This is a genomic window from Burkholderia anthinoferrum (assembly GCF_002925705.1).
GTDB classification, from domain to species: domain Bacteria; phylum Pseudomonadota; class Gammaproteobacteria; order Burkholderiales; family Burkholderiaceae; genus Burkholderia; species Burkholderia semiarida.
In genome coordinates this window covers 56,520-79,924 of sequence record NZ_LFZP01000028.1, presented here as the reverse complement: position 1 = coordinate 79,924, position 23,405 = coordinate 56,520, and the positions used below count along the sequence as shown (strand labels likewise).

Genomic DNA, 23,405 nt, shown 5'->3' with positions numbered 1-23,405 from the left:
TATCCATGACCGCTTCTTCCTCCGCTTTTCCGCTGCCGGGCGTGCCGGCCGGCGATCACGCCGATCATGCCGCGCTCGTCGCGCGCCTCGCCGCAGCCGATGCATCGGTGCGCCGCATCGCGCTGCTCGAACTCGCCGATCTCGAAGCGCCCGAACTCGTGCCGTCGTTCGTCGCCGCGCTGCGCGACGATGCGTCGGCCGACGTGCGCCGCGAGGCTGCGCGCGTGCTCGACGCGTGGGAGCAGCCCGATGTCGTCGACGCGCTGTGCCACGCGCTGCTCGATCCGGACGACGGCGTACGCGCGACCGCCGCGCAAAGCCTGTCCGAACTCAAGAACCCGGCATCGGGCGCCGCGCTGTGCCGCTGGGTCGACCGGCCCGAGCCGTTCGTGCGCGCCGCCGTGCTGCGCGGCTTGCGCGAGTTGCGCGACCCCGATGCGTTCGCGCCGGCGCTGCGCGCGCTCGATGCCAGCAATGCGGACGTCCGCGCCGAGGCGGTCGTCGTGCTCGGCTGGCTCAAGGACGGCCGCGCGCTGCCGCCGCTCGCGCGCGTCGCGACCACGGACACCGATGTGGACGTGCGCCGCGCCGCGGTCGGCGCAATCGGATTTGCTTCGGCGAGCGATGCGGCCGTCGTCACCGCATTGCTCGCGGCACTGCGCGACGGCGCATGGCAGGTGCGCGAGGAAGCCGCTGCCACGCTCGGCAAGCTGCGCGCCGCCGTTGCGCGCGACCCGCTCGTCGCCGCGCTCGACGACGATTACTGGCAAGTGCGCGTGCGCGCCGTCCGCGCGCTCGGCCAATTGCGCGATGCGGCCGCGGCATCGGCCGTCGTCGCGCTGCTCTCGCATGCGATCAGCAATCTGCGCAAGGAAGCCGCACTCGCGCTCGGCGAATTGCGCGACCGGGAGACGCTGCCCGCGCTGCACGGCGCACTCGACGATCGCGACCCCGAAGTACGCAAGGCCGCGCGGATCGCGATCGGACAGATCGACGAGGCGTCGCGATGATCGCGCCGACCGAAATTGCACTCGATCACCCCGCGCATGCACTGACGTTGCACTGGCCCGGCGGCGTCACGCAACGCATCGGCTATGCGCGGTTGCGCGGCGATTGCCCGTGTGCGCAATGCCGGAGAATCCGCTTCGATGGCGGCCATATCGACGCGCGGGCCAGCCTGACGTTGGACGGCGTGGAAGCGCTCGGCTACGGCGTGCGCTTCCTGTTCGGCGACGGCCATGCACGCGGCATCTATCCGTGGCCGTACCTGGCGGAGATCGCGTCGCGGCGATGACCCGGCTGCCGCGGTCGCGCGGGCCGGATGGCAGGCATGCGCAAACGCTGCGATACTGACGCCCACGATCGCATCACCCACCGTGGGAGCAGCATCATGCAAACCGCAGTCGGATTCATCGGCCTCGGCGTGATGGGCACGCCGATGGCGCTCAATCTCGCGCGCGCCGGCACGCCGCTCGTCGTGTGGAGTCGTTCGCACCGCAGCGACGATGCACTGCGCGACGCCGGCGCACGGGTGGCCGACGGCATCGACGACGTATTCGCGTCCTGCCGCACCGTGATCCTGATGCTCGCGAACGACGCGGCCATCGATGCCGCTCTCGCCCGCGGCACACGTGCTTTTGCCGCGCGGGTCGGTGGACACACGATCGTCAACATGGGCACGAATGCGCCCGAGTATTCTCGCGCGCTCGCCGACGACATCGCCGCCGCATCAGGCCGCTACGTCGAGGCGCCGGTATCAGGCTCGCGCAAGCCGGCCGAAGCCGGTCAGCTCGTCGTGATGCTGGCCGGCGCGCCGGACGATGTCGATGCCATCCGCACGCTCGTGAAGCCGCTGTGCCGCGACAGCTTCGTGTGCGGCGAAGTGCCGGCGGCGCTGACGATGAAACTCGCCGTCAACCTGTTCCTGATCACGATGGTCACCGGTCTCGCCGAAGCCACGCACTTCGCGCAACGTCACGGCATCGACCTCGCGCGCTTCGCCGACGTGCTGAATGCCGGTCCGATGGCGAGCGACGTGTCGCGCGTGAAGCTCGGCAAGTTCGTCACGGAAGATTTCTCGGTGCAGGCCGCGATCAGCGACGTGCTGAAGAACGCGCGCCTCGTCGCCGAGTCCGCGCGCGGCATCGGCATCGCGTCGCCGCTGCTCGACATCTGCCATGCGCTTTACGCGGAAACCGAGCAGGCCGGCCATGGCGCGGCCGACATGGTCGCCGTGATCCGCGCGATCGAACGGCGTACCGGGGACATGCGATGAGCGGTGTCCCCGCGCCCGCGTTTGTTCGAACCAACGGATAGGCCCGACCATGTCCGCTACCGGCACGTCCGCAACCGGCACGTCCGCAACCGGCAACGCTGCACCCTTGCGCCCCGTTCCCGCCGTGATCGGCATCGTGCTGCGCGAGCGCGACGTGCTGCTCGTGCGCCGCGCGAACCCGCCCGATGCCGGCTGCTGGGGCTTCCCCGGCGGCAAGATCGAGCCGGGCGAGCCGCTTGCCGAGGCGGTCGTGCGCGAGATCGCGGAAGAAACGACGATCGACGTGGAGGCGCTCGACGCCTTTACCGCGCTGGACGCGTTCGATTACGATGCGCACGGCGCCGTGCGCCAGCATTTCATCATGGTCGCGGTGCTGTGCAGATGGCTGCGCGGCACGCCAGCCGCCGGCGACGACGCGCTCGACGCGCGCTGGTTCGGCCTCGACGAACTCGACCGCGACGATTTGCCGATGAGCGCGGGCGTGCGCGATGTCGCGCGACGGGCGATCGAGCGGGCGGTGGTGCTGGAGCACGCGCGGCAGCCATCCGCGTGACACTTCGCTGTCGCTTGTGCATTACCGCGACGCGTTCGCTCCGCCACCGAGGCGGCCCCCGGCGAGCGCCAAGTCATCCCATATCAAACCATGATCAAAATTCGACAATCCACCGAGGCCGACGGCACACGCGTACTGGACATCTGGCGCCAAGCCGTCGATGCCACGCATCACTTCCTGAGCGAAGACGATCGTCGCGCGATCGAATCCGAAGTCGTCGCGTTCCTGCCGGGCGCACCGCTCGATCTGGCCGTCGACGAAACCGATCGCCCGATCGGCTTCATGCTGCTCGACGGCAGCCACATGGAAGCGCTGTTCGTCGATCCCGCCCACCATCGCGCGGGGGTCGGGCGGCTGCTCGTCGAAGAGGCGATCAAGCGCCATCCCGACCTGTCGACCGACGTCAACGAACAGAACGAAGCGGCGGCACGATTCTATGAACGGCTCGGATTCGAGCGCTGCGGGCGATCGGAGCTGGATGGACAGGGGCGGCCTTATCCGCTGATTCACCTTCGTTATCGCGGGTGCGGTCGAGACTGAAAATCATCCCGACGGGCTGAGATTTTCATTATCGTCAATCGGCAGCTTGCCCACTCGCCGCTCGACGAACCCGCCGTTCGCGCGCCCGAAGATGCTACCCTCTCGGCCACACTCGACATCTTCTAATGAAGCACTCGAATTCAACATGCAAACCGTCGCGGTACTGGACTTCGAAACAACCGGGCTGTCGCCGAATCTGGGCGACCGTGCAACCGAAATTGCCGTCATCCTGCTGCGCGACGGGCAGGTCGTCGACCGTTTCCAGAGTTTGATGAATGCGGGCCGACGCATCCCGTCCGACGTCGTCGCGCTCACGGGCATCACGAACGACATGATCGCGGCGGCGCCCCCGGCTTCCGAAGTCATGAAGGAAGCGGCGGCGTTCGTCGGCCAGCATGCGGTCGTGGCCCACAACGCCGGTTTCGACAAACGCTTCTGGCAGTCGGAACTCGGGATGCTCGGCATGTCGGCCAACCATGCGTTTGCGTGCACGATGCTGGTGGCGCGACGGATCTACCCGGACGCGCGCAGTCACCGCCTGTCGAGCCTGGCCGAGATGCTGCGGCTGCCGCAATCGGGCCGTGCGCACCGCGCGATGGTCGATGCGGAGATGGCCGGCCATCTATGGTGCCGGTTGCAGCAGGATATTTCGCGGACTTATGGGCTGGATCGCATCGATCATGCGCTGATGTCGCGGGTTCAGGCGACGACCAAGGCGAAAGTGCCGATGTATCTGCGGTCGCTCGGGCGGGCGCATGTGTGACGTATCCGGTCCCGGAACGGAAAACGCCACGCTCGCCGATTTCATGCGTTAACGCAAAACGGCCTGGCAATCAATTGCCAGGCCGCTTCTTGCCCCTGCGTGAGCCGGGGCAGCAAGCCAACCGAAGGTCATCCGCTTGCGAACTATCGCGACATCAAGCGATGCGCCACGACACAAGCGGAATCGAACGCCGATTTAGCCGAAATGCTCACTCCCACTCGATCGTCGCCGGCGGCTTCCCCGAGATGTCGTACACGACCCGGTTGATCCCGCGCACTTCATTGATGATCCGGTTCGACGCACGGCCGAGCAGCGCATACGGCAGATGCGCCCAATGCGCGGTCATGAAGTCGGTCGTCTGCACGGCCCGCAACGACGTCACATAGTCATACGTCCGCCCATCGCCCATCACGCCGACCGACTTCACCGGCAGGAACACCGCGAACGCCTGGCTCGTCAGGTCGTACCAGCTCTTGCCGACGTCGGCGTCGCCGCACAGGCCGGCCGCCGCATCCTGCGCGGTCGCGACCGTGCCGCGCAGTTCCTCGATGAAGATCGCGTCCGCGCGGCGCAGCAGATCCGCGTACTCGCGCTTCACTTCGCCGAGAATCCGCACGCCGAGGCCCGGGCCCGGGAACGGATGGCGGTACACCATCTCCGGCGGCAGGCCGAGCGCGACGCCCAGCTCGCGCACTTCGTCCTTGAACAGGTCGCGCAGCGGTTCGAGCAGCTTCAGGCCGAGCGTTTCCGGCAGGCCGCCGACGTTGTGGTGGCTCTTGATCGTCGTCGCCTTCTTCGTCTTCGTGCCGCCCGATTCGACCACGTCCGGGTAGATCGTGCCCTGCGCGAGCCACTTCGCCTTCGACAGCTTCTTCGCTTCCGCCTGGAACACCTCGACGAACTCGCGGCCGATGATCTTGCGCTTCGCTTCCGGATCGGTCACGCCGGCCAGATGGCCGAGGAACTGGTCGGACGCGTCGACGTGCACGACCTTCGCATGCAGGCGGCCCTCGAACATGTCGAGCACCATCTCGCCTTCGTTCAGGCGCAGCAGGCCGTGGTCGACGAACACGCAGGTCAGCTGATCGCCGATCGCACGATGGATCAGCGCGGCCGCGACGCTCGAATCGACGCCGCCCGACAGGCCGAGAATCACTTCCTCGTCACCGACCTGCTCGCGAATCTTCGCGACGGCTTCCTCGATGTGGTTCTTCATGATCCAGTCGGGCTTCGCGCCGGCGATCTGCAGCACGAAGCGTTCGATGATCTGCCGGCCCTTCACCGTGTGCGTGACTTCCGGGTGGAACTGCACCGCGTAGTAGCCGCGCGCCTCGTCGGCCATGCCGGCGATCGGGCAGCTCGGCGTCGACGCCATCAGCGCGAAGCCCGGCGGCAACTCGGCCACCTTGTCGCCGTGGCTCATCCAGACCTTCAGCATCCCGTGGCCTTCGGCCGTCGTGAAATCCTCGATGCCGTCGAGCAGGCGCGTATGGCCGTGCGCACGCATTTCCGCGTAGCCGAATTCGCGATGATCGCTCCACTCGACCTTGCCCCCGAGCTGCACGGCCATCGTCTGCATCCCGTAGCAGATGCCGAGCACCGGCACGCCGAGATCCCACACGGCCTGCGGCGCACGCAGCTGGTGGTCTTCATACGTGCTCGCGTGGCTGCCCGACAGGATCACCGCCTTCGGCGCGAACTCGCGGACGAAGTCGTCGGACACGTCGTTCGGGTGAATTTCGCAGTAGACGTGCGCTTCGCGCACGCGGCGCGCGATCAGTTGGGTGACTTGCGAACCGAAGTCGAGAATCAGGATTTTGTCGTGCATGGCTGCGGACGGGATGAAGAGAATAAGAAAAGCAGCGCATCGAGCGCTGCGTCAAAAACATGGACAGCGGCGTCGGGCGGCAGGCGGCTCGCGCGACGCATCGCCGGTCAATCCTGCGACGGCGGGCGCGCGTCGAACGCGACGCTGCCTGACGCACGGTCGGATGCGGCCGACGGGGTAGCCGCGGCCGGCGCCGCAGGCGCCACCGGACGGCTGACGACCGGCTCGACTCGCGGCTGCGCCACGGAGGCCGGCGCCGGTTCGACCGGACGCTTCGCATCGCGGCCCTCGAGCGCCTGCGCCTTGTCGGCCCTTTCGCGCCGGCGCACGGCCGATGCGAGCCGCACGCCGCCGAGGCCGAGCACGATCAGCGCGACGCCGGCCACGGCCGACAGCACCCGGCCGGCGGCCGCGAGCGCCGGCCCGCTGCCGGTGCCGATCGACCACACGACCGTCAGCACGCCGGTCAGCCAGTACACGTGGCCGACCGGGCGCGCGACGGGCGCCGTGAGATCGCCGTTGAACGCCGCATGAAACGCGAGCCACGCGAGCCCGAGCAGCGCGATGCCGAACGCCTGGCCGAGCATCGCGGGCTGGATGTTCGCCAGTTGCAGCGCATTGAACAGCGCCTGCCAGGGCGTCAGCACGAACGGCGCGCCGAACGCCAGCAGCAGCACGGCATCGACGATCAGCACGGCTCGCAGCAGCGGTTTCATCGGCGATCAGTCCACGTGGTAGTTCGGTGCTTCCTTCGTGATCTGCACGTCGTGCACGTGCGACTCGCGCATGCCCGCCGCGGTGATCTGGACGAATTCCGCCTTCTCGTGCAGCTCGTCGATCGTGCGGCAGCCGCAGTAGCCCATGCTCGCGCGCACGCCGCCGACCAGCTGGAACAGGATCGCGTTGACCGAACCCTTGTACGCGACGCGGCCTTCGATGCCTTCCGGCACGAGCTTGTCGATGTTCGCCGAGTTGTCCTGGAAGTAGCGGTCAGCCGCGCCGTCCTTCATCGCACCGACCGAACCCATGCCGCGGTACGACTTGTACTGGCGGCCCTGGTACAGGAACACGTCGCCCGGCGCCTCTTCGGTGCCCGCGAACATGCTGCCCATCATCACCGCGTTCGCGCCGGCCGCGAGCGCCTTCGACACGTCGCCCGAGAAGCGCACGCCGCCGTCGGCGATGCACGGCACGCCGGTGCCCTTCAGCGCCTCCGCGACGTTCGCGATCGCGCTGATCTGCGGCACGCCGACGCCCGCGACGATGCGCGTCGTGCAGATCGAGCCCGGGCCGATACCGACCTTGACCGCGTCCGCGCCGTATTCGACGAGCGCCTTCGCGGCGGCGGCCGTCGCGATGTTGCCGCCGATCACCTCGACGTGCGGGAAGTTCTGCTTGACCCAGCGCACGCGCTCGAGCACGCCCTTGCTGTGGCCGTGCGCGGTATCGACGACGATCACGTCGACGCCGGCCTGCACCAGCAGCTCGACACGCTCTTCGTTGTCCGGGCCGACGCCGACCGCCGCGCCTGCGCGCAGCTTGCCGTGTTCGTCCTTGCACGCGTCCGGGTGCTCGGTCTGCTTCGTGATGTCCTTGACGGTCATCAGGCCGCGCAGCTCGAACGCGTCGTTGACGACCAGCACGCGCTCGAGGCGGTGGCTGTGCATCAGCGCCTTCGCTTCGGCGAGCGGCGTGCCTTCCTTGACCGTGACGAGGCGCTCGCGCGGCGTCATGATCGACTTGACCGGCTCGTCGAGGCGCGTTTCGAAACGCAGGTCGCGGTTCGTGACGATGCCGACGAGCTGCGGGCCTTCGACGACCGGGAAGCCCGAGATGCCATGCTGGCGCGACAGCGCGATCACGTCGCGCACCTTCATTTGCGGCGGCACCGTGATCGGGTCGCGGACGACGCCCGACTCGAAACGCTTGACCTTCGCGACTTCGCGGGCCTGCTCGGCCGGCGTGAGGTTCTTGTGGACGATACCGACGCCCCCCTGCTGCGCCATCGCGATCGCGAGGCGACCTTCGGTGACCGTGTCCATCGCGGCGGACACGAGCGGCATGTTCAGGGAGATGTTGCGGGTCAGCTTGGTCTTGAGGCTGGTGTCGCGCGGGAGAACGTCGGAGAAGGCGGGAACGAGGAGCACGTCATCGAAAGTGAGTGCTTTTTGGATCAGACGCATGGCAAATCCTATGGGCGCAAAAGCGAATTATACGCGAAGCGCCGTGATTTTTCACAACACGAACAACGGCTTAGCCGGTTTCGGCGGTTCGGGGGCCGAATCGTTCGGATCGCCGTTCGGTTCGTTTTCGATCGACTTTCGTTTCACCGCTGCGTCGAGCCATTCGCGCAGCCGGCGGCCGGACGGCACGTGCGCGTGTCGCGGCGAGGCGACACGGGCGCGACGGCGGCGGCCGCGCACGGCCCGGCGACCCGCACGCCGAAGCGGCTTGCCTGCCCGACCTCACGCCAGACCGGCCGCACGGGCGATCATCGCGATGCCGCCCGCCACCGTCCCGCAACCGACGATCCGCCACACGCGCCAGCCGGCAGGCGCAACGCGTTCGGCGGCGATCGCGACCGTCACGGCGGCCATCACGCGCAGGTCCATCATGCCGGCCGCCAGCGCGACCGCCATCAGATTCCCGCAACATGCCGCGCACCGGATCGCGGCGTGCACGCCGTACCGCCATGCCGTGACGGCCGCCGCCCGCGGCAAGTGCCCACCGTGCGCCGCCGCGTGCCGGCAGCACGCGAGCCGGCGCGCCTTCCACCGGGAGAATTGCAACGCGCCCGCGGCCAGCACGACGGCGCCGGCCGCGAACGGCATCGCCCGGGCGAGCGCCGGCAGGCGCGTGGCGGCCGTCGTCAGTGCGGCGCCGATCGGAAACACGAGCGCCCCGAGCGCCATCCAGACCGAGAAATATCCCACCTCCGCGACGACGACGCGCCAGGCCGGCTGCGCCGTCCGCGGACCGATGCGCTTCCAGTAACGCCAGAGCAGCGGCGCGAGCACGGGCAGCATCATCGTCACCGTCATCGCACCCCACATTCCGGCGAACGCCGCGAATGCGCGCCCGGCGCCCTGCCCGCACGGCCGCAGCCAGGCGGCCGAGGCCATCCAGCCGCCGGGCATCGGTTCGCCGCCCATCGCGGCCATCGACGCATGCTGCGCGAGCGTCGCCACCGCGGCGAGCGCGAACACGGCGGTGGCCGCCACGCCGAATGCCCGCGGATCGGGGGCCGCCTCGCCGGTTGCCGTTCGCGTCATCGCGCGCTCCCGCCCGTGGCCGGCCCGCTCAGCCACGCGCGTATTCGTCGTGACGGCGCCACCACGGGCCGGCCTCGTTGCGTCCGCGCGGCGCGCGATCGAGCCACTGGTACATCCCCCACAATCCGTCGAGGCCGCGCGCGTAGGTCGAATACGTGAGATAGACGGCGCCGTCCTCGCGCACGAACGCGCTCATTCCCGGCCGATCGAGCGCATACGTGACCGGATCGGTGCCGCACGTGGCCGCGAACTGCACGACGGGCGCCGGCGGCGGATCCATGTCCATCGCGTGTCCAGCCTTTGCATAGTTGTATTCGACGTCGCCCGCGCGCTGCTGCGCTTCGGTGAACGACACGTTGAAGTCGAAGTTGAAATCGCTGCCGACCGACGACGCCCACGGGAACGTCCACCCCATCCGCTGCCGGTACGCGAGCAGTTTCGCGAGCGGCGCGCGCGACACGGCCGCGAGCGTCACGTCGTGATGCGCCAGATGCACGGCAAAGCCGTCGAAGCCGTCGGCGAGCGCCGAGCACGACGGGCAGCCGGCCTTGTAGTCGGGGCCGAACATGAAGTGATAGACGAGCAGTTGCGAACGGCCGCCAAACAGGTCGTCGAGCGTCGCCTGCCCTGCTTCGGTGTCGAACCGGTAGGTCTTGTCGACCCGCACCCACGGCAGCGCCTGGCGCTGCCGCGCGAGCTCGTCGCTGTGCCGCGTCAGCGCCTTTTCCGCGTCGAGCAGCGCGCGGCGCGCGGTCAGCCATTCGTCGCGGGTTCCGGTGAGATGGGTCGTCATTGCGGGTTCCTCCTTCCGATGGGTATCCGGGCACGGCGTACGGGCCGTGTGCGTGGTGCTAGATTAGTGGCGGGCATCGGACCGAAGGGAGTGACAAGTGTGTCGGGATTCGAATGGATTCGCTGATCACGGCGGCCGCGCACGCGCTCGCGGCCGGTGACGCGCTCGGCGCGCTGAACCGCGTCGCGCTGCGCGACGATGCGCCGGCGCTCGCGCTGCGCGGGATCGCGCTGGCGCAGCTCGGCGATTTCGAACGGGCACGGTCGCTCGTGCGCGGCGCCGCACGCGCATTCGGCGCGAAGGAAGCGGTCGCACGGGCACGCTGCGTCGTCGCGGAAGCGGAAATCGCGCTCGCGTCGCGCGACCTGCACTGGCCGACGCGCGCGCTCGATGCGGCCTGCGCGACGCTCGACGCGCATGGCGACCGCGCGAACGCCGCGCACGCCCGCTATCTCGGCGTCCGCCGCTTGCTGCTGATCGGCCATCTCGACGAAGCCGAGCGGCTACTCGCGCATCTCGACCCCGCGCCGCTGCCGCCCGCGTCGCGCGCCGCCCATGAATTGATCGCGGCCGGCATCGCGATGCGCCGCATCCGCACGCACGCGGCCCGCGCGGCGCTCGGCCGCGCACGGACAGCCGCCCGCGCCGCCGGCATCGCCGCGCTGGCGGCCGAGGTCGACACCGCGGCGCGCGTGCTCGACGCACCGGCCGCGCGGCTCATCGCGCGCGGCACGTCGCGGCTCGTGCCGCTCGACGAAGTCGAGACGCTGTTCGAGTCGAATGCGCTCGTCGTCGACGCGTGCCGCCACACGGTGCGCGATGCGCGCACGACCGTGTCGCTCGCGCGACGCCCGGTGCTGTTCGTGCTCGCCCGTGCGCTCGGCGAAGCCTGGCCGGCCGACGTGTCGAGAAACGCGCTCGTCTACGCCGCGTTCCGCGCGAAACACGCCGACGAATCGCATCGCGCGCGGCTGCGTGTCGAGATCGGCCGGCTGCGCGCGGTGCTGCGCCCGCTCGCGAACGTCGTCGCGACACCGCGCGGCTTCGCGCTCGAACCGCTCGGCGTGCGCGAAACCGTCGTCCTCGCGCGGCCGGTCGACGATCGGCACGCGGCCGTGCTCGCGCTGCTCGCCGACGGCGAAGCGTGGTCGAGCTCCGCGCTGGCGCTCGCGCTCGGCGCCAGCCAGCGCACCGTGCAGCGCGCGCTCGATGCGCTCGCGCAAACCGGCAAGGTGCAGGCACTCGGCCGCGGACGCGCGCGCCGCTGGCTCACGCCGCCGCTGCCCGGATTCGCGACGACCTTGTTACTCCCGCTTGCGCTGCCGGGCGATTAGGATGGCCCCATCGAACGACGAGGTGACGAACATGAAGCGCTCCACCGCAGACATCCTTCACGAGTACGGCCCGTTTCCGGGCGTCGACGGCGTGCACGGCGTCACGTTCGACGGGCGGCACGTGTGGTACGCGTCCGGCGACAAGCTGAATGCGCTCGACCCCGAGCGCGGCACGATCGTCCGCTCGCTCGACGTCGCCGCGCACGCGGGCACGGCGTTCGACGGCCGCCACCTGTTCCAGATCGTCGAGGACCGCATCGAGAAGATCGACCCCGAATCGGGCCGCGTGCTCGCGACGATTCCGGCGCCCGGCGGCGGCGCCGATTCGGGGCTCGCGTGGGCGGAAGGCACGCTGTGGGTCGGCCAGTACCGCGAGCGCAAGATTCATCAGGTGGATCCGCAATCGGGCGCCGTGCTGCGCACGATCGAGTCGAACCGCTTCGTCACCGGCGTGACGTGGGTCGACGGCGAGCTGTGGCACGGCACGTGGGAAGCCGACCGCAGCGACCTGCGGCGCATCGATCCGCGCACGGGCGAAGTGCTCGAGCAGGTCGACATGCCGCCCGGCGTCGGCGTGTCGGGCCTCGAATCCGATGGCCGCGACCGCTTCTACTGCGGCGGCGGCAACAGCGGCAAGCTGCGTGCCGTGCGCCGCCCGACGCGCACGGATGCTGCCGGCGACGGCACGCGGCCAACCCCCGATTCGGCGGACGAATGATTCGCCGCCCGCCGAAGCCGCGTGACGGCCGCACCCGGCCGCGAGTGCAGGAATGAACAAGACGCCGCCGCGCCGGCATCGCTAAGATGCGCGCACCTCAGTCATTCGTTCGGAGCGGTCGATGCAGCGCGGCGTGGTGTACGGTGTCCTGGCAGGCGCCCTGTGGGGCATGGTGTTTCTGGTTCCGCGGCTGCTGACCGATTTCTCGCCGCTGCTGCTGAGCGCCGGCCGCTACACGATGTACGGCCTCGTGTCGCTCGCGGCCGCGCTGCCGGCCGCCCGCTCGCTGCTCGATCGGCTGACCCGCGCGGATCTCGTCGCACTGGTGAGGCTCGCCGTCATCGGCAACGTCGCGTACTACATGCTGCTGTCCGGCGCCGTGCACCTGATCGGCATCGCGCCCAGTTCGCTGATCGTCGGCGTGCTGCCGGTGACCGTCACGCTCGCGGGCCTCGGCGACCACGGCGCAATGCCGCTGCGGCGGCTCGCCGCCCCGCTCGCGCTTGTGATCGCGGGCATCGTGTGCATCAACGTCGATCTGTTTACGTCCGAAGCCGCGCACGCGACGACGCTCGCCCAGAAGCTTGCGGGTATCGCCTGCGCGGCGGGCGCGCTCGCGAGCTGGACCTGGTATGCGGTGGCAAACACACGCTACCTGCAGCGCCATCACCGCTTCGGCGGCAACGAATGGTCGGTGCTGTGGGGTGTCGTGACGGGCCTGATCGGCGGGCTCTGCTGGCTGGCGATCCTCGCGCTGCCCGCCGGGACGGTACAGGCGGCCGTCCCCGCCTCGCGCTGGCAATTGTTCTGGCTGCTGAACCTCGTGCTTGCGATCGGTGCGTCGTGGCTCGGTAACGGACTGTGGAATGCCGCGTCGAAGCGGCTGCCGCTCACGCTGTCGGGCCAGTTGATCGTGTTCGAAACCGTGTTCGCGATGCTGTATGCGTCCGTGTACGACCAGCGGATGCCGCGCGCACTCGAGATCGCCGCGCTCGTGCTGCTGCTCGCGGGCGTATACGGCTCGGTGCGACGGCACGGCGACACGCCGGGCGGCGCGCCCGCAAACGCAAACGCCGCGGCCCACTGAGCGCCGCGGCGCTTGATCAGATCAATCGGAACGAAAAGCGCATCAGCGCGCGTCCTTGTGCATCCACTTGCGGCCCTCGATCGAGCCGTCGCGGCGGGATTTGTCGACACGCCGCTGGCGTGCGAGCTTCGGATCGACGATCAGCGGACGATAGATCTCGACGCGGTCGTGATCGACGAGCGGCGCATCGAGCGGCGCGAGCTTGCCGTAGACGCCCGTCTTCGCGTGCGCGAGATCGATCTCCGGGTGCAGCGCGAGCACGCCGCTCGCGTCGATGGCCGAGCGCACGGTCGCCCCTTCGGGCAGCGACAGCGGAATCAGCGTCTGGCGGTCCGGCAATGCGTAGCAGACTTCGATCGACAGCATCGCGTCACCCCTTTCCGTACCGCTGGTCCGCGCGCTTCACAAACGAATCGACGAACGTGTTCGCGATGTGGCTGAACACCGGCCCGATGATCTTCTCGAGCAGGATGCTCGAAAATTCGTAGTGCAGCGCGAATTCGATCTTGCACGCGTCGGCGCGCAGCGGAATGAAGCGCCACGAACCCGTGAACTTCTTGAACGGCCCGTCCGCGAACTCCATGTCGATGCGGGTCGGGCGCTGCTGCGTGTTGCGCGTCGCGAAATGCTGCTTGATGCCCTTGAAGTTGATGTCGATGCGCGCTTCCATTCCGCTCTCGTCCTGACGGCGAATCTCGACACCGCCGCACCAGGGCAGGAAATTGGGGTAGTCGGCCACGTCGGTGACGAGGTCGAACATCTGTTCCGCCGAATGGCGAATCAATACGGTTTTCTGGACATCTGCCATAAATCGCGCGGCATCGCTGAAAGTGGAAACGCCAAGCCGGGCAATTGCCGCCCCGCTTTGCTAAAATCGTGATTTTAAACGAGTTGGCCCAATCCTTTCATGAGCATCATCGACAACAGGAAAGCGCACTTCGATTATCACATCGAGGAACGCTACGAAGCGGGGCTCGTGCTGGAGGGCTGGGAAGTCAAGGCGCTGCGCGCCGGACGCGGCCAGATCAAGGAAGGCTACGTCGTGGTGAAGAACGCCGAGATCTTTCTGATCGGGACCCATATCAGCCCGCTGCCCGAGGCTTCGACGCACATCAAGCCCGACCCGGTTCGCACGCGCAAGCTGCTGCTGCACCGCGAGGAAATCAAGAAACTGATCGGCAAGGTCGAGCAGCGCGGCTACACGCTCGTGCCGCTGAACTTCCACTACAAGGGCGGGCGCGTGAAGTGCGACATCGCACTCGCGAAAGGCAAGAAGCTGCACGACAAGCGCGAAACCGAGAAGAAGCGCGACTGGGAACGCGAGAAGGCACGCATCATGCGCGCCGGCACCTGACGCCCACCGCATTCATCGCACACGACACGGCCCGCTCGAAGCGGGCCGTGTTGCTTTGGACCTGGTGAATCGCACCGGCCGGTCGCGCGGCTGCGCGACGATTCGCCGCACGACGACGCGCACGCGGCAGCCGCGCGCGCGTCGATGTCGGCTCAGCCCTTCGCGCCCGACGCCGCGCCCGCGCTCTTGACGATCGTCAGCGCCGACGAGATCGCGGTGCCGAGATCCGACAGGTTCGACGGCACGATCAGCGTGTTGCCCTGCTTCGCGAGATTCGCGAACGCGCCGACATACTGCTCGGCGACCTTCAGGTTCACGGCATCCATCCCGCCTTGCGACTGGATCGCGCTCGCGATCTTCTGGATCGCCTGCGCGTTCGCCTCGGCCACCGCCAGAATCGCGGCGGCTTCGCCCTGCGCCTGGTTGATCGCGGCCTGCCGCTCGCCTTCGGACTTCTGGATCGCCGCTTCGCGCGCACCCGACGCGAGGTTGATCTGTTCCTGCTTGCGGCCTTCGGAGGCGGCGATCAGCGCACGCTTTTCGCGCTCGGCGGTGATCTGCGCCTGCATCGCATGCAGGATTTCCTTCGGCGGCGTCAGGTCCTTGATCTCGTAGCGCAGCACCTTCACGCCCCAGTTCGCCGCGGCCTGATCGAGCGCCGACACGATGTTGTGGTTGATGAAATCGCGTTCCTCGAACGTCTTGTCGAGTTCGAGCTTGCCGACCACCGAGCGCAGCGTGGTTTGCGCGAGCTGCGTGATCGCCAGCACGAAGTTGCTCGACCCGTACGACGCCTTCATCGGATCGGTCACCTGGAAGTACAGCACGCCGTCCACCTGCAACTGCGTGTTGTCGCGCGTGATACAGACCTGGCTGGGCACGTCGAGCGGAATTTCCTTCAGCACGTGCCGGTACGCGATGCGATCGACGAACGGCAGCACGATATTGAGACCGGGCGACAGCGTCGCGTGATAGCGCCCGAACCGCTCGAGCACCCATGCATGCTGCTGCGGCACGATCTTCACCGTCTTCGACACGATCACGATCGCGATGACGAGCAGGACAACCCAGATGATCAGCGAATCCATGAAATATTCCCTCCTTGTTGTATTGGCGGACGATCAGCCCGCGGGTTTCGCCACGACCACGAGACAATTGCCGCGCACGGCGCTCACCTGGTACACGTGCGCATCGTCGCGCTCGCCGTGCGCGAGCTCGACGTCCCAGTCGGCGCCGCGATACTGCACGCGCGCGCGGCCGTCACGCCACGCGTCGACCGTGACGGTCGAGCCGATATCGAGATTGACGTCGGGATTCGCCGACGTGTCGCGCTTCTGCTTGCGGCCGAGCCCCGACCGGCGCAGCACGATCATCGCGACGATCGCCACCGCGGCCGCCGCGCCGAACTGCACGTGCGGCGCGAAACCGGCCAGTTGCAGCAAGCCGCCCGCGAGAAAGCCGAGTGCGATCATCAACAGATAGAACGTGCCCGTCAGCAACTCGGCGACGACCAGCACGCCCACCGCGACCCACCAGAACAGATGCCCCGACATCATTGTGGTCTCCCGAAAAACGCCCCCGATGCTCACTATATTCGCTGCGCTCGCAACTGGGCGAAGCGGCCGGCGCGTACCGACGAAAAAAAACACCCCGGTGCTTACCGGGGTGTTTATAGCATGAACCTTGCATTTTGCCTTCAACGAAAGCGCGGTGGACCGCCCTTTCGCCGACGTTGCATGACGGATCGTTACTTCCGGTTGGCGAGCGCCTGCCACGTATCGATGATCGTGTCCGGGTTCAGCGAGATCGACGCGATGCCTTCGTCGGTCAGCCATTGCGCGAAATCCGGGTGATCGGACGGGCCCTGGCCGCAGATACCGACGTACTTGCCCATCTTGCGGCAGGTATCGATCGCACGCTTCAGCAGGAACTTGACGGCCGGGTCGCGTTCGTCGAAGTCGACTGCGAGCAGTTCCATGCCCGAATCGCGGTCGAGGCCGAGCGTGAGCTGCGTCAGATCGTTCGAGCCGATCGAGAAACCGTCGAAGTGTTCGAGGAACTCTTCGGCGAGGATCGCGTTGGTCGGAACTTCGCACATCATCACGAGGCGCAGGCCGTTTTCGCCGCGCTTCAGGCCGAACTTCTCGAGCAGGCCGACGACGCGCTCCGCCTGCTTCACGGTCCGCACGAACGGCACCATGATCTCGACGTTGGTCAGGCCCATCTCGTCACGCACGCGCTTCAGTGCACGGCATTCCATCTCGAACGCCTGCGCGAAGTCGTCGGCGATGTAGCGCGACGCGCCGCGGAAGCCCAGCATCGGGTTTTCCTCGTCCGGCTCGTAGCGCGAACCGCCGATCAGCTTCTTGTACTCGTTCGACTTGAAGTCGGACAGACGCACGATCACGGGCTTCGGATAGAACGCCGCCGCGATCGTCGCGACGCCTTCCGTCAGCTTGTCGACGTAGAACTGACGCGGCGACGCGTGGCCGCGCGCGACGCTCTCGACCGCCTTCTTCAGGTCCTGGTCGATGTTCGGGTACTCGAGAATCGCCTTCGGGTGCACGCCGATGTTGTTGTTGATGATGAACTCGAGACGCGCGAGGCCAACACCACCGTTCGGCAGTTGCGAGAAGTCGAACGCGAGCTGCGGATTGCCGACGTTCATCATGATCTTGACCGGGATTTCCGGCAGTTCGCCGCGCTGCACTTCCGTGACTTCCGTCTCGAGCAGACCGTCGTAGATCTTGCCTTCGTCGCCTTCCGCGCACGACACGGTGACGAGCGCGCCGTCCTTCAGAATGTCGGTCGCATCGCCGCAGCCGACGACCGCCGGCACGCCGAGCTCACGCGCGATGATCGCCGCGTGGCAGGTGCGGCCGCCGCGGTTCGTGACGATCGCCGCCGCGCGCTTCATCACCGGCTCCCAGTTCGGGTCGGTCATGTCGGCCACCAGCACGTCGCCCGGCTGCACGCGTTCCATTTCCGACGGATCCTGGATCACGCGCACGGGACCCGCACCGATCTTCTGGCCGATCGCACGGCCCGTCGCGAGCACCTGCGACTGACCCTTCAGCTTGAAGCGCTGCTCGGCCTTGCCGGATGCCTGGCTCTTCACCGTTTCCGGGCGTGCCTGCAGGATGAAGATCTTGCCGTCGCGGCCGTCCTTGCCCCACTCGATGTCCATCGGACGCTGGTAGTGCTTCTCGATGATGACCGCGTACTTCGCGAGCTCGATCACGTCTTCGTCGGTGATCGAGTAGCGGTTGCGCTGCTCGTGCGGCACGTCGACCGTCTTCACGCGGCCCGGCTCGCCCGGCTGCGTGAATTCCATCTTGATCAGCTTCGAGCCGATCGAGCGGCGGATGATCGGATACTTGTCCTGCGCGAGCGTCGTCTTGAACACGTAGAACTCGTCCGGGTTCACCGCGCCCTGCACGACGGTTTCGCCCAGGCCGTAGCTCGACGTGATGAACACGGCGTCCTTGAAGCCCGATTCGGTATCGATCGTGAACATCACGCCGGCGGCGCCGACGTCCGAGCGGACCATGCGCTGCACGCCGGCCGACAGCGCGACTTCGGCGTGCGTGAAGCCCTTGTGCACGCGGTACGAGATCGCGCGGTCGTTATACAGCGACGCGAACACGTGCTTCATGCGGTCGAGCACGTCGTCGATGCCGACGACGTTCAGATACGACTCCTGCTGGCCCGCGAACGATGCGTCGGGCAGGTCTTCCGCGGTCGCCGACGAGCGCACGGCGAACGACAGCTCGCTCGGCGAGCCGTTCTTCAGCACTTCGAACTGCGCGCGGATTTCCTGCTCGAGGCGCGGCTGCAGCGGCGCGTCGACGATCCACTTGCGGATTTCGGCACCGGCTTCGGCGAGCGCCTTCACGTCGTCGATGTCGAGCGACTCGAGACGCTTGGCGATGCGATCGGTGAGGTCGTTGTGCTTGAGGAAATCGCGGAATGCGAGCGCGGTCGTGGCGAAACCGGTGGGTACGCGAACGCCTGCTTCGGAAAGCTGGCTGATCATCTCGCCGAGCGACGCATTCTTGCCGCCCACGATTTCCACATCGGTCATCCGCAACTGCTCGAACGGAATTACATACGCCTGGTCCTTTGCGACGTTTGCTGCGTTAGTCATACAAGCCCCTAAGTGTGAAAAAAATGCTCGATCGCGCAAGTGGGCTCGAACGCGGGCGCTTGCAAAAAGGCGCGGCGCGTCTTGCGCAACCTGTTAGATAAGCACTCGCAGCGGCGAAAATGTTCAGACCCGATTTGCAAAAATCCCGGCAGAAGGGCGATATTTGCAGACAAATCGCCAGACTTGCCGGGAATTCTGGAATCGTGCGGCCCAGCTACGGGCCGCCGTTCGCGCCCCGCCCCGCAATTGCTTATCCAACAGGTTGCCGCTATTCTACCGTGCCGGCTGCCGGATGTGGCGCGACCTTGTCACTGCGTGTGGAGGCGAACCTCCAGCGGTCCGCGCAACCGCCCTTCACGCTCGACGTCCAGATTCATGCTGCCTACCGTATTCATCGTCTCCGACGGCACCGGGATCACTGCCGAAACCTTCGCGCACTCGATCCTCTCCCAGTTCGACCAGAAATTCCGCCTCGTGCGCGTGCCGTTCGTCGACTCGCTCGACAAGGCCTACGCGACCGTCGAGAAGATCAACGAGGCCGCCGTGCACGACGGCCGTCGCGCGATCGTGTTCACGACGCTCGTGGACAGCGAGTCGAACGACATCGTCAAACGCTCGAACGCGCTCGTGCTCGACATGTTCCAGCGCTTCGTCGAACCGCTCGAGCAGGAACTGGAGCTCAAGTCGAGCCACGCGATGGGCCGCGGCCACCAGAACGCGGACACCGAGGAATACAAGACGCGGATCGAGGCGATCAACTTCTCGCTCGCGCACGACGACGGCCAGTCGAACCGCAACCTGTCGGAGGCCGACGTGATCCTGGTCGGCGTGTCGCGCAGCGGCAAGACGCCGACGAGCCTGTACCTCGCGATGCAGTACGGCGTGAAGGCCGCCAACTATCCGCTGATTCCGGAGGATTTCGAACGCGGCAAGCTGCCGTCGGCGCTAGCGCCGTACAGCGAGAAGCTGTTTGGGCTGTCGATCGACCCGCAGCGCCTGTCGGAGATCCGCAACGAACGCCGACCCGGCAGCAAGTACGCGGCGCCCGAGAACTGCCGCTACGAGATCAACGAGGCCGAGGCGATGATGCGCCGCGAAGGGATCAAGTGGCTGTCGTCGACGCACAAGTCGATCGAGGAAATCGCGACGACGATCCTGCAGGAAATCCGCCTCGACCGGCAGTCGTACTGAGCGCGGATGCGCGGGCGGCTGTCCAGCCGCCGCCGAAAGCAACAAGGCCGCGTCGAACGCGGCCTTGTTTCGTTTTACGGTAATCAATTGCGCGCGTGCGGCGTCACGCGGGCCGCTGCTGCCGCACCTGCTCGAACAGGCACACCGCGGCGGCGGCCGCGACGTTCAGCGACTCCATCCCGCCCGGCTGCGGAATCGTCACGCGATGCGTGGCCGCGTCGCGCCAGAATGCCGACACGCCGGCGCCTTCATTGCCGAACACCCATGCGACGGGCCCCGACAGATCGCAGTCGTAGACCGCCCGCGCGCCGTGCGAATCGGTCAGCGCGACCGGTACGTCGAGGCGTTCGGCAAGCGCCGCGGCTTCGACGTCCTCATGGATCGACAACAGGAAATGCGCGCCCATGCCCGAGCGCAGCACCTTCGACGACCACGCATAGGCCGTCCCCGGCGCGCAGAACACGTGACGCACGCCGGCCGCCGCCGCGCTGCGCAGGATCGAGCCGACGTTGCCGGCATCCTGCACGCCGTCGAGCACGACCGACGTATGCGTCACGCGCGCGGGCAGCGGGTGCGCCGGCCGGTCGACCAGCAGCAGGAAGCCGACGCCGTTGACGACGTTCGACAACTGCCCGAGCAGCGCGTCCGGCAGCGAGACGACCCGCTGCGCGTCGATGCGCGCGACGATCGCCTGCGCCTCCGCGTGGCCGAGCGCACCTTCGGTCGTGACGCACAGCTCCGGCGTCGCGCCCGTATCGAGGTACGCGCTCGCGAGATGGAAACCTTCGAGCAGCGCCTGGCCGCTGCGGCGCTGCTGGGGCGTCGAACCCGCGAGCGCCTTCAGGCGCTTGTACAGCGGGTTGTCGCGGGAAGTGATGCTTTTCATCGAATCAGATCGAGCGCCGCACGAACCGGCGCGAACGAGCGCCGGTGCGCTTCGCACGGGCCGTGCTCGCGCAGTGCGGCAAGATGTTTCGCGGTGCCGTAGCCCGCGTGCACGTTGAAGCCGTACACCGGGAAGCGTTCGTGCAGGTCGACCAGCATGCGGTCGCGCGTGACCTTCGCGAGGATCGACGCGGCCGAGATGCTCGGCACGAGCGCGTCGCCGCTGACGATCGCCTCGGCGCGCACGCTCAGCGTCGGGCAGCGGTTGCCGTCGATCTGCGCAAGCGTCGGCAGCACCGACAGGCCCTCGACGGCCCGCTTCATCGCGAGCATCGTCGCGTGCAGGATGTTCAGCGTATCGATCTCGTCGACACTCGCCGACGCGACGCAATACGCGTGCGAACGCGCGACGATCAGCTCGTACAGCATGTCGCGCTTCTTCGCGGACAACGCTTTCGAATCGTCGAGCCCGTCGATCGGCCGAGCCGGATCGAGGATCACCGCGGCGGCCACCACCGGCCCCGCGAGCGGGCCGCGTCCGGCTTCGTCGACGCCGCAGACGATCTCGTCCGGGCGGCTGAAATCGAAACCGCCCTGCACGTCGGCCGACGCGCGGCGGCGTGGCGCACGGACTGCGGTCATGCGCGCCCCTTGCGTTGTTCGAGCACGCGCACGACGGCCTCGGCCGCCTTCGCGGCCGTGTTCTGCCGCAGCGAAAGATGCATTTCAGTGAACACTTCGGTCAGCGTGCGGCGGTTCGCGTCGTCGCGCAGTTGCGTGAGCGTCGCATCGGCGAGCGCCTCGGGCGTCGCGAAATGCTGCAGCAGCTCCGGCACGACGAAGCGCCCCGCCAGGATGTTCGGCAGGCCGACATACGGCAGGTAGCCCTGCCGGCGCATGATCTGCCCGGTCAGCCAGGGCACCTTGTACGAGATCACCATCGGCTTTTTCAGCAGCGCGGCTTCCAGCGTGACGGTGCCGCTCTTCACGAGGATCGCGTCGGCGGCCGTCATCGCGACCTGCGAACGGCCGTCGGTGATCGTCAACGCGAGCTGCGGATGCGCGTCGACGAGCGGCTGCAGCAGTTCGCGCAGCGCGGGCGTCGCGGCCGGCATCACGAATCGCACGCCGGGCTCGCGCTGCTGCATCAGCGCCATCGCCGCGAAGAATGTCGGGCCGATCAGCGCGATCTCCGAGCGCCGGCTGCCCGGCAGCACCGCGATCACGGGGCCGTCGGCCGGCAGGCCGAGCGCAATGCGCGCGCCGTGCGTATCGGGTTCGAGCGGGATTTCGTCGGCGAGCGGATGACCGACGTAGGTCGATGCGACGCCGGCCTTGTCGAGGATCGCCGGTTCGAACGGGAACAGGCACAGCATGTGGTCGACGGATTTCGCGATCTTCTTGATCCGGCCGCCGCGCCACGCCCAGATCGACGGGCACACGAAGTGGATCGACGGGATGCCTGCGTCGCGCGCGGCCTGTTCGACGTTGAAGTTGAAATCAGGCGCGTCGACGCCGATGAACGCGTCCGGCCGCTCGGCGAGCAGTTGGCGCTTCAGTTCGCCGCGAATCCGCAGGATCTCGGGAATCTGGCCCAGCGCCTCGACATAGCCGCGCACGGTCAGCTTGTCCATCTGCCAGTGCGAGTCGAAGCCCTGCGCGATCATGCGCGGCCCGCCGATCCCGTAATACTGGGCCGATTCGGGCAGCCGCTCGCGCAGGCCGCCGAGCAGCGAGGCCGCGAGCAGGTCGCCCGACGGTTCGCCGGCCACCATCGCGAGCCGGAGCTGGTTGGTCGGAAGCGGCATCGCTTAGCGGATGATGCCGCGTTGCGACGCGTCGATGAACTCGACGAGCGCCTTCACCGGTGCATCGCCGTCGCCGCCCGCTTCCGCGAGCTCGCGCAGTTGCACCTTCGCTTCCTCGAGCGACAGGCTGTTCTTGTACAGCACGCGGTACGCGCTGCGCAGCGCCGAGATCGCGTCGGCCGAGAAGCCGCGCCGGCGCAGCCCTTCGACGTTGATCCCGTGCGGCTCGGCCTTGTTGCCCGCCGCGATCACGAACGGCGGGATGTCCTGCACGAGCGCCGACGCGCCGCCCAGCATCGAATGCGCGCCGATGCGCACGAACTGGTGCACGCCCGACATGCCGCCGATGATCGCAAAGTCGCCGATCTCGACGTGGCCGGCCATCTGCGCGTTGCTCGACAGGATCACGTTGTTGCCGACGCGGCAGTCGTGGCCGATGTGCACGTAGGCCATGATCCAGTTGTCGTCGCCGAGCGTCGTCACGCCGACGTCCTGCACGGTGCCCGTGTGGATCGTCGTGAATTCGCGGATCGTGTTGCGGTTGCCGATCACGAGCTTCGTCGGCTCGTCCTTGTACTTCATGTCCTGCGGACGCCCGCCGACCGACGCGTAATGGCCGATGCGGTTGTCCTCGCCGAGCGTCGTATGGCCTTCGATCACGCTGTGCGAGCCGATCGTCGTGCGCGCGCCGATCGTGACGTGCGGGCCGACGATCGCGTACGGGCCGATCTCGACCGATTCGTCGATCTGCGCGCCCGGCTCGACGATCGCGGTAGGATGAATCCTGGTCATGCGCCGTTGCCTCTCGATATCATGTGTCGCGTTGCTCGCGTTATGTTGCCCATGCGTGCCGCGTC

25 protein-coding genes are annotated in these 23,405 nt (G+C 67.6%); 11 read left to right on the top strand and 14 right to left on the bottom strand.

Features of this window, described 5'->3' with window-relative positions; translation table 11 throughout:
* Positions 1–5 precede the first annotated feature (5 nt).
* The 6 genes from C5F75_RS08140 (at position 6) to C5F75_RS08115 (ending at position 4,131) form a co-directional block, all read left to right on the top strand.
* Positions 6–1,010 carry a HEAT repeat domain-containing protein gene (locus C5F75_RS08140; protein WP_104012057.1) on the top strand — a complete coding sequence of 335 codons (1,005 nt, stop codon included), beginning with the start codon at positions 6–8 and terminating at the stop codon, positions 1,008–1,010.
* Entirely contained in the window at positions 1,007–1,294 is a 288-nt protein-coding gene (locus tag C5F75_RS08135) for a gamma-butyrobetaine hydroxylase-like domain-containing protein (RefSeq protein ID WP_059573720.1), read from the top strand. The genes C5F75_RS08140 and C5F75_RS08135 overlap by 4 nt, the downstream gene beginning before the upstream one ends.
* A gap of 36 nt (positions 1,295–1,330) precedes the next feature.
* Complete coding sequence (locus tag C5F75_RS08130; protein WP_146075174.1) at positions 1,331–2,275, top strand: NAD(P)-dependent oxidoreductase; 945 nt, start codon at positions 1,331–1,333, stop codon at positions 2,273–2,275.
* 49 nt (positions 2,276–2,324) lie between these two features.
* Positions 2,325–2,828, top strand: a complete 504-nt coding sequence (locus C5F75_RS08125; RefSeq protein ID WP_104012055.1) for an NUDIX hydrolase — start codon at positions 2,325–2,327, stop codon at positions 2,826–2,828.
* A 90-nt stretch (positions 2,829–2,918) separates the two neighbouring features.
* Positions 2,919–3,368 (top strand): acetyltransferase, encoded by a 450-nt coding sequence (locus tag C5F75_RS08120; RefSeq protein ID WP_089464901.1) that lies wholly within the window; start codon positions 2,919–2,921, stop codon positions 3,366–3,368.
* A gap of 145 nt (positions 3,369–3,513) precedes the next feature.
* On the top strand, positions 3,514–4,131 hold the full coding sequence (locus tag C5F75_RS08115) for a 3'-5' exonuclease (RefSeq protein WP_104012054.1): 618 nt from the start codon (positions 3,514–3,516) through the stop codon (positions 4,129–4,131).
* Between the two features lie 208 nt (positions 4,132–4,339).
* Here C5F75_RS08115 and guaA read toward each other — a convergent pair whose 3' ends face one another.
* From guaA to C5F75_RS08085, 5 genes are all read right to left on the bottom strand, one after another.
* Positions 4,340–5,959 carry a glutamine-hydrolyzing GMP synthase gene (guaA, locus tag C5F75_RS08110; protein ID WP_104012053.1) on the bottom strand — a complete coding sequence of 540 codons (1,620 nt, stop codon included), beginning with the start codon at positions 5,957–5,959 and terminating at the stop codon, positions 4,340–4,342.
* Between the two features lie 107 nt (positions 5,960–6,066).
* Positions 6,067–6,675, bottom strand: coding sequence for a hypothetical protein (locus C5F75_RS08105; protein WP_104012052.1), 609 nt, complete (start codon positions 6,673–6,675; stop codon positions 6,067–6,069).
* A gap of 6 nt (positions 6,676–6,681) precedes the next feature.
* A complete protein-coding gene (gene guaB, locus C5F75_RS08100; protein ID WP_034207642.1) occupies positions 6,682–8,142 on the bottom strand; it encodes an IMP dehydrogenase in 1,461 nt (486 codons plus the stop codon).
* 282 nt (positions 8,143–8,424) lie between these two features.
* Positions 8,425–9,231, bottom strand: a complete 807-nt coding sequence (locus C5F75_RS08090) for a DUF2182 domain-containing protein (RefSeq protein WP_104012051.1) — start codon at positions 9,229–9,231, stop codon at positions 8,425–8,427.
* Between the two features lie 28 nt (positions 9,232–9,259).
* Positions 9,260–10,024, bottom strand: a complete 765-nt coding sequence (locus tag C5F75_RS08085; protein ID WP_104012050.1) for a DUF899 domain-containing protein — start codon at positions 10,022–10,024, stop codon at positions 9,260–9,262.
* 113 nt (positions 10,025–10,137) lie between these two features.
* Between C5F75_RS08085 and C5F75_RS08080 the strand changes: the two genes are divergently transcribed.
* The 3 genes from C5F75_RS08080 to C5F75_RS08070 all read left to right on the top strand — a co-directional run bounded on the left by C5F75_RS08080 (position 10,138) and on the right by C5F75_RS08070 (position 13,163).
* On the top strand, positions 10,138–11,358 hold the full coding sequence (locus tag C5F75_RS08080; RefSeq protein ID WP_104012049.1) for a helix-turn-helix domain-containing protein: 1,221 nt from the start codon (positions 10,138–10,140) through the stop codon (positions 11,356–11,358).
* 31 nt (positions 11,359–11,389) lie between these two features.
* Complete coding sequence (locus tag C5F75_RS08075; protein WP_059573731.1) at positions 11,390–12,076, top strand: Vgb family protein; 687 nt, start codon at positions 11,390–11,392, stop codon at positions 12,074–12,076.
* 121 nt (positions 12,077–12,197) lie between these two features.
* Positions 12,198–13,163, top strand: a complete 966-nt coding sequence (locus C5F75_RS08070) for a DMT family transporter (protein ID WP_104012048.1) — start codon at positions 12,198–12,200, stop codon at positions 13,161–13,163.
* 42 nt (positions 13,164–13,205) lie between these two features.
* Here the strand turns inward: C5F75_RS08070 and C5F75_RS08065 are convergent, their stop codons facing one another.
* Positions 13,206–13,529 (bottom strand): RnfH family protein, encoded by a 324-nt coding sequence (locus tag C5F75_RS08065; protein WP_050012887.1) that lies wholly within the window; start codon positions 13,527–13,529, stop codon positions 13,206–13,208.
* A gap of 4 nt (positions 13,530–13,533) precedes the next feature.
* Positions 13,534–13,971: a type II toxin-antitoxin system RatA family toxin gene (locus C5F75_RS08060; RefSeq protein WP_006483809.1), complete on the bottom strand. Its 438-nt coding sequence runs from the start codon at positions 13,969–13,971 to the stop codon at positions 13,534–13,536.
* 99 nt (positions 13,972–14,070) lie between these two features.
* Here C5F75_RS08060 and smpB point away from each other — a divergent pair, with 99 nt between their 5' ends.
* Complete coding sequence (gene smpB / locus C5F75_RS08055) at positions 14,071–14,517, top strand: SsrA-binding protein SmpB (protein ID WP_006478511.1); 447 nt, start codon at positions 14,071–14,073, stop codon at positions 14,515–14,517.
* 152 nt (positions 14,518–14,669) lie between these two features.
* Here the strand turns inward: smpB and C5F75_RS08050 are convergent, their stop codons facing one another.
* From C5F75_RS08050 to ppsA, 3 genes are all read right to left on the bottom strand, one after another.
* Complete coding sequence (locus C5F75_RS08050; protein ID WP_059573709.1) at positions 14,670–15,605, bottom strand: SPFH domain-containing protein; 936 nt, start codon at positions 15,603–15,605, stop codon at positions 14,670–14,672.
* A gap of 33 nt (positions 15,606–15,638) precedes the next feature.
* Positions 15,639–16,073, bottom strand: a complete 435-nt coding sequence (locus C5F75_RS08045; protein WP_060316775.1) for an NfeD family protein — start codon at positions 16,071–16,073, stop codon at positions 15,639–15,641.
* A 191-nt stretch (positions 16,074–16,264) separates the two neighbouring features.
* Positions 16,265–18,664 (bottom strand): phosphoenolpyruvate synthase, encoded by a 2,400-nt coding sequence (gene ppsA / locus C5F75_RS08040; RefSeq protein WP_059573707.1) that lies wholly within the window; start codon positions 18,662–18,664, stop codon positions 16,265–16,267.
* A gap of 375 nt (positions 18,665–19,039) precedes the next feature.
* Between ppsA and ppsR the strand changes: the two genes are divergently transcribed.
* Positions 19,040–19,855: a posphoenolpyruvate synthetase regulatory kinase/phosphorylase PpsR gene (gene ppsR, locus C5F75_RS08030; RefSeq protein WP_011549549.1), complete on the top strand. Its 816-nt coding sequence runs from the start codon at positions 19,040–19,042 to the stop codon at positions 19,853–19,855.
* A 103-nt stretch (positions 19,856–19,958) separates the two neighbouring features.
* Here ppsR and C5F75_RS08025 read toward each other — a convergent pair whose 3' ends face one another.
* From C5F75_RS08025 to lpxA, 4 genes are read right to left on the bottom strand one after another with little or no spacing between them, the layout of a single operon-like run.
* The gene (locus tag C5F75_RS08025) at positions 19,959–20,741 is read right to left on the bottom strand and encodes a TrmH family RNA methyltransferase (protein ID WP_104012047.1); all 783 of its coding nucleotides are present in this window, start codon (positions 20,739–20,741) and stop codon (positions 19,959–19,961) included.
* The gene (rnhB, locus tag C5F75_RS08020; protein ID WP_059573705.1) at positions 20,738–21,382 is read right to left on the bottom strand and encodes a ribonuclease HII; all 645 of its coding nucleotides are present in this window, start codon (positions 21,380–21,382) and stop codon (positions 20,738–20,740) included. The genes C5F75_RS08025 and rnhB overlap by 4 nt, the downstream gene beginning before the upstream one ends.
* A complete protein-coding gene (gene lpxB, locus C5F75_RS08015) occupies positions 21,379–22,548 on the bottom strand; it encodes a lipid-A-disaccharide synthase (protein WP_059573704.1) in 1,170 nt (389 codons plus the stop codon). Before lpxB ends, rnhB begins: the two co-directional genes overlap by 4 nt.
* A 3-nt stretch (positions 22,549–22,551) precedes the next feature.
* Complete coding sequence (gene lpxA, locus C5F75_RS08010; protein WP_059573703.1) at positions 22,552–23,340, bottom strand: acyl-ACP--UDP-N-acetylglucosamine O-acyltransferase; 789 nt, start codon at positions 23,338–23,340, stop codon at positions 22,552–22,554.
* Positions 23,341–23,405: the final 65 nt, after the last annotated feature.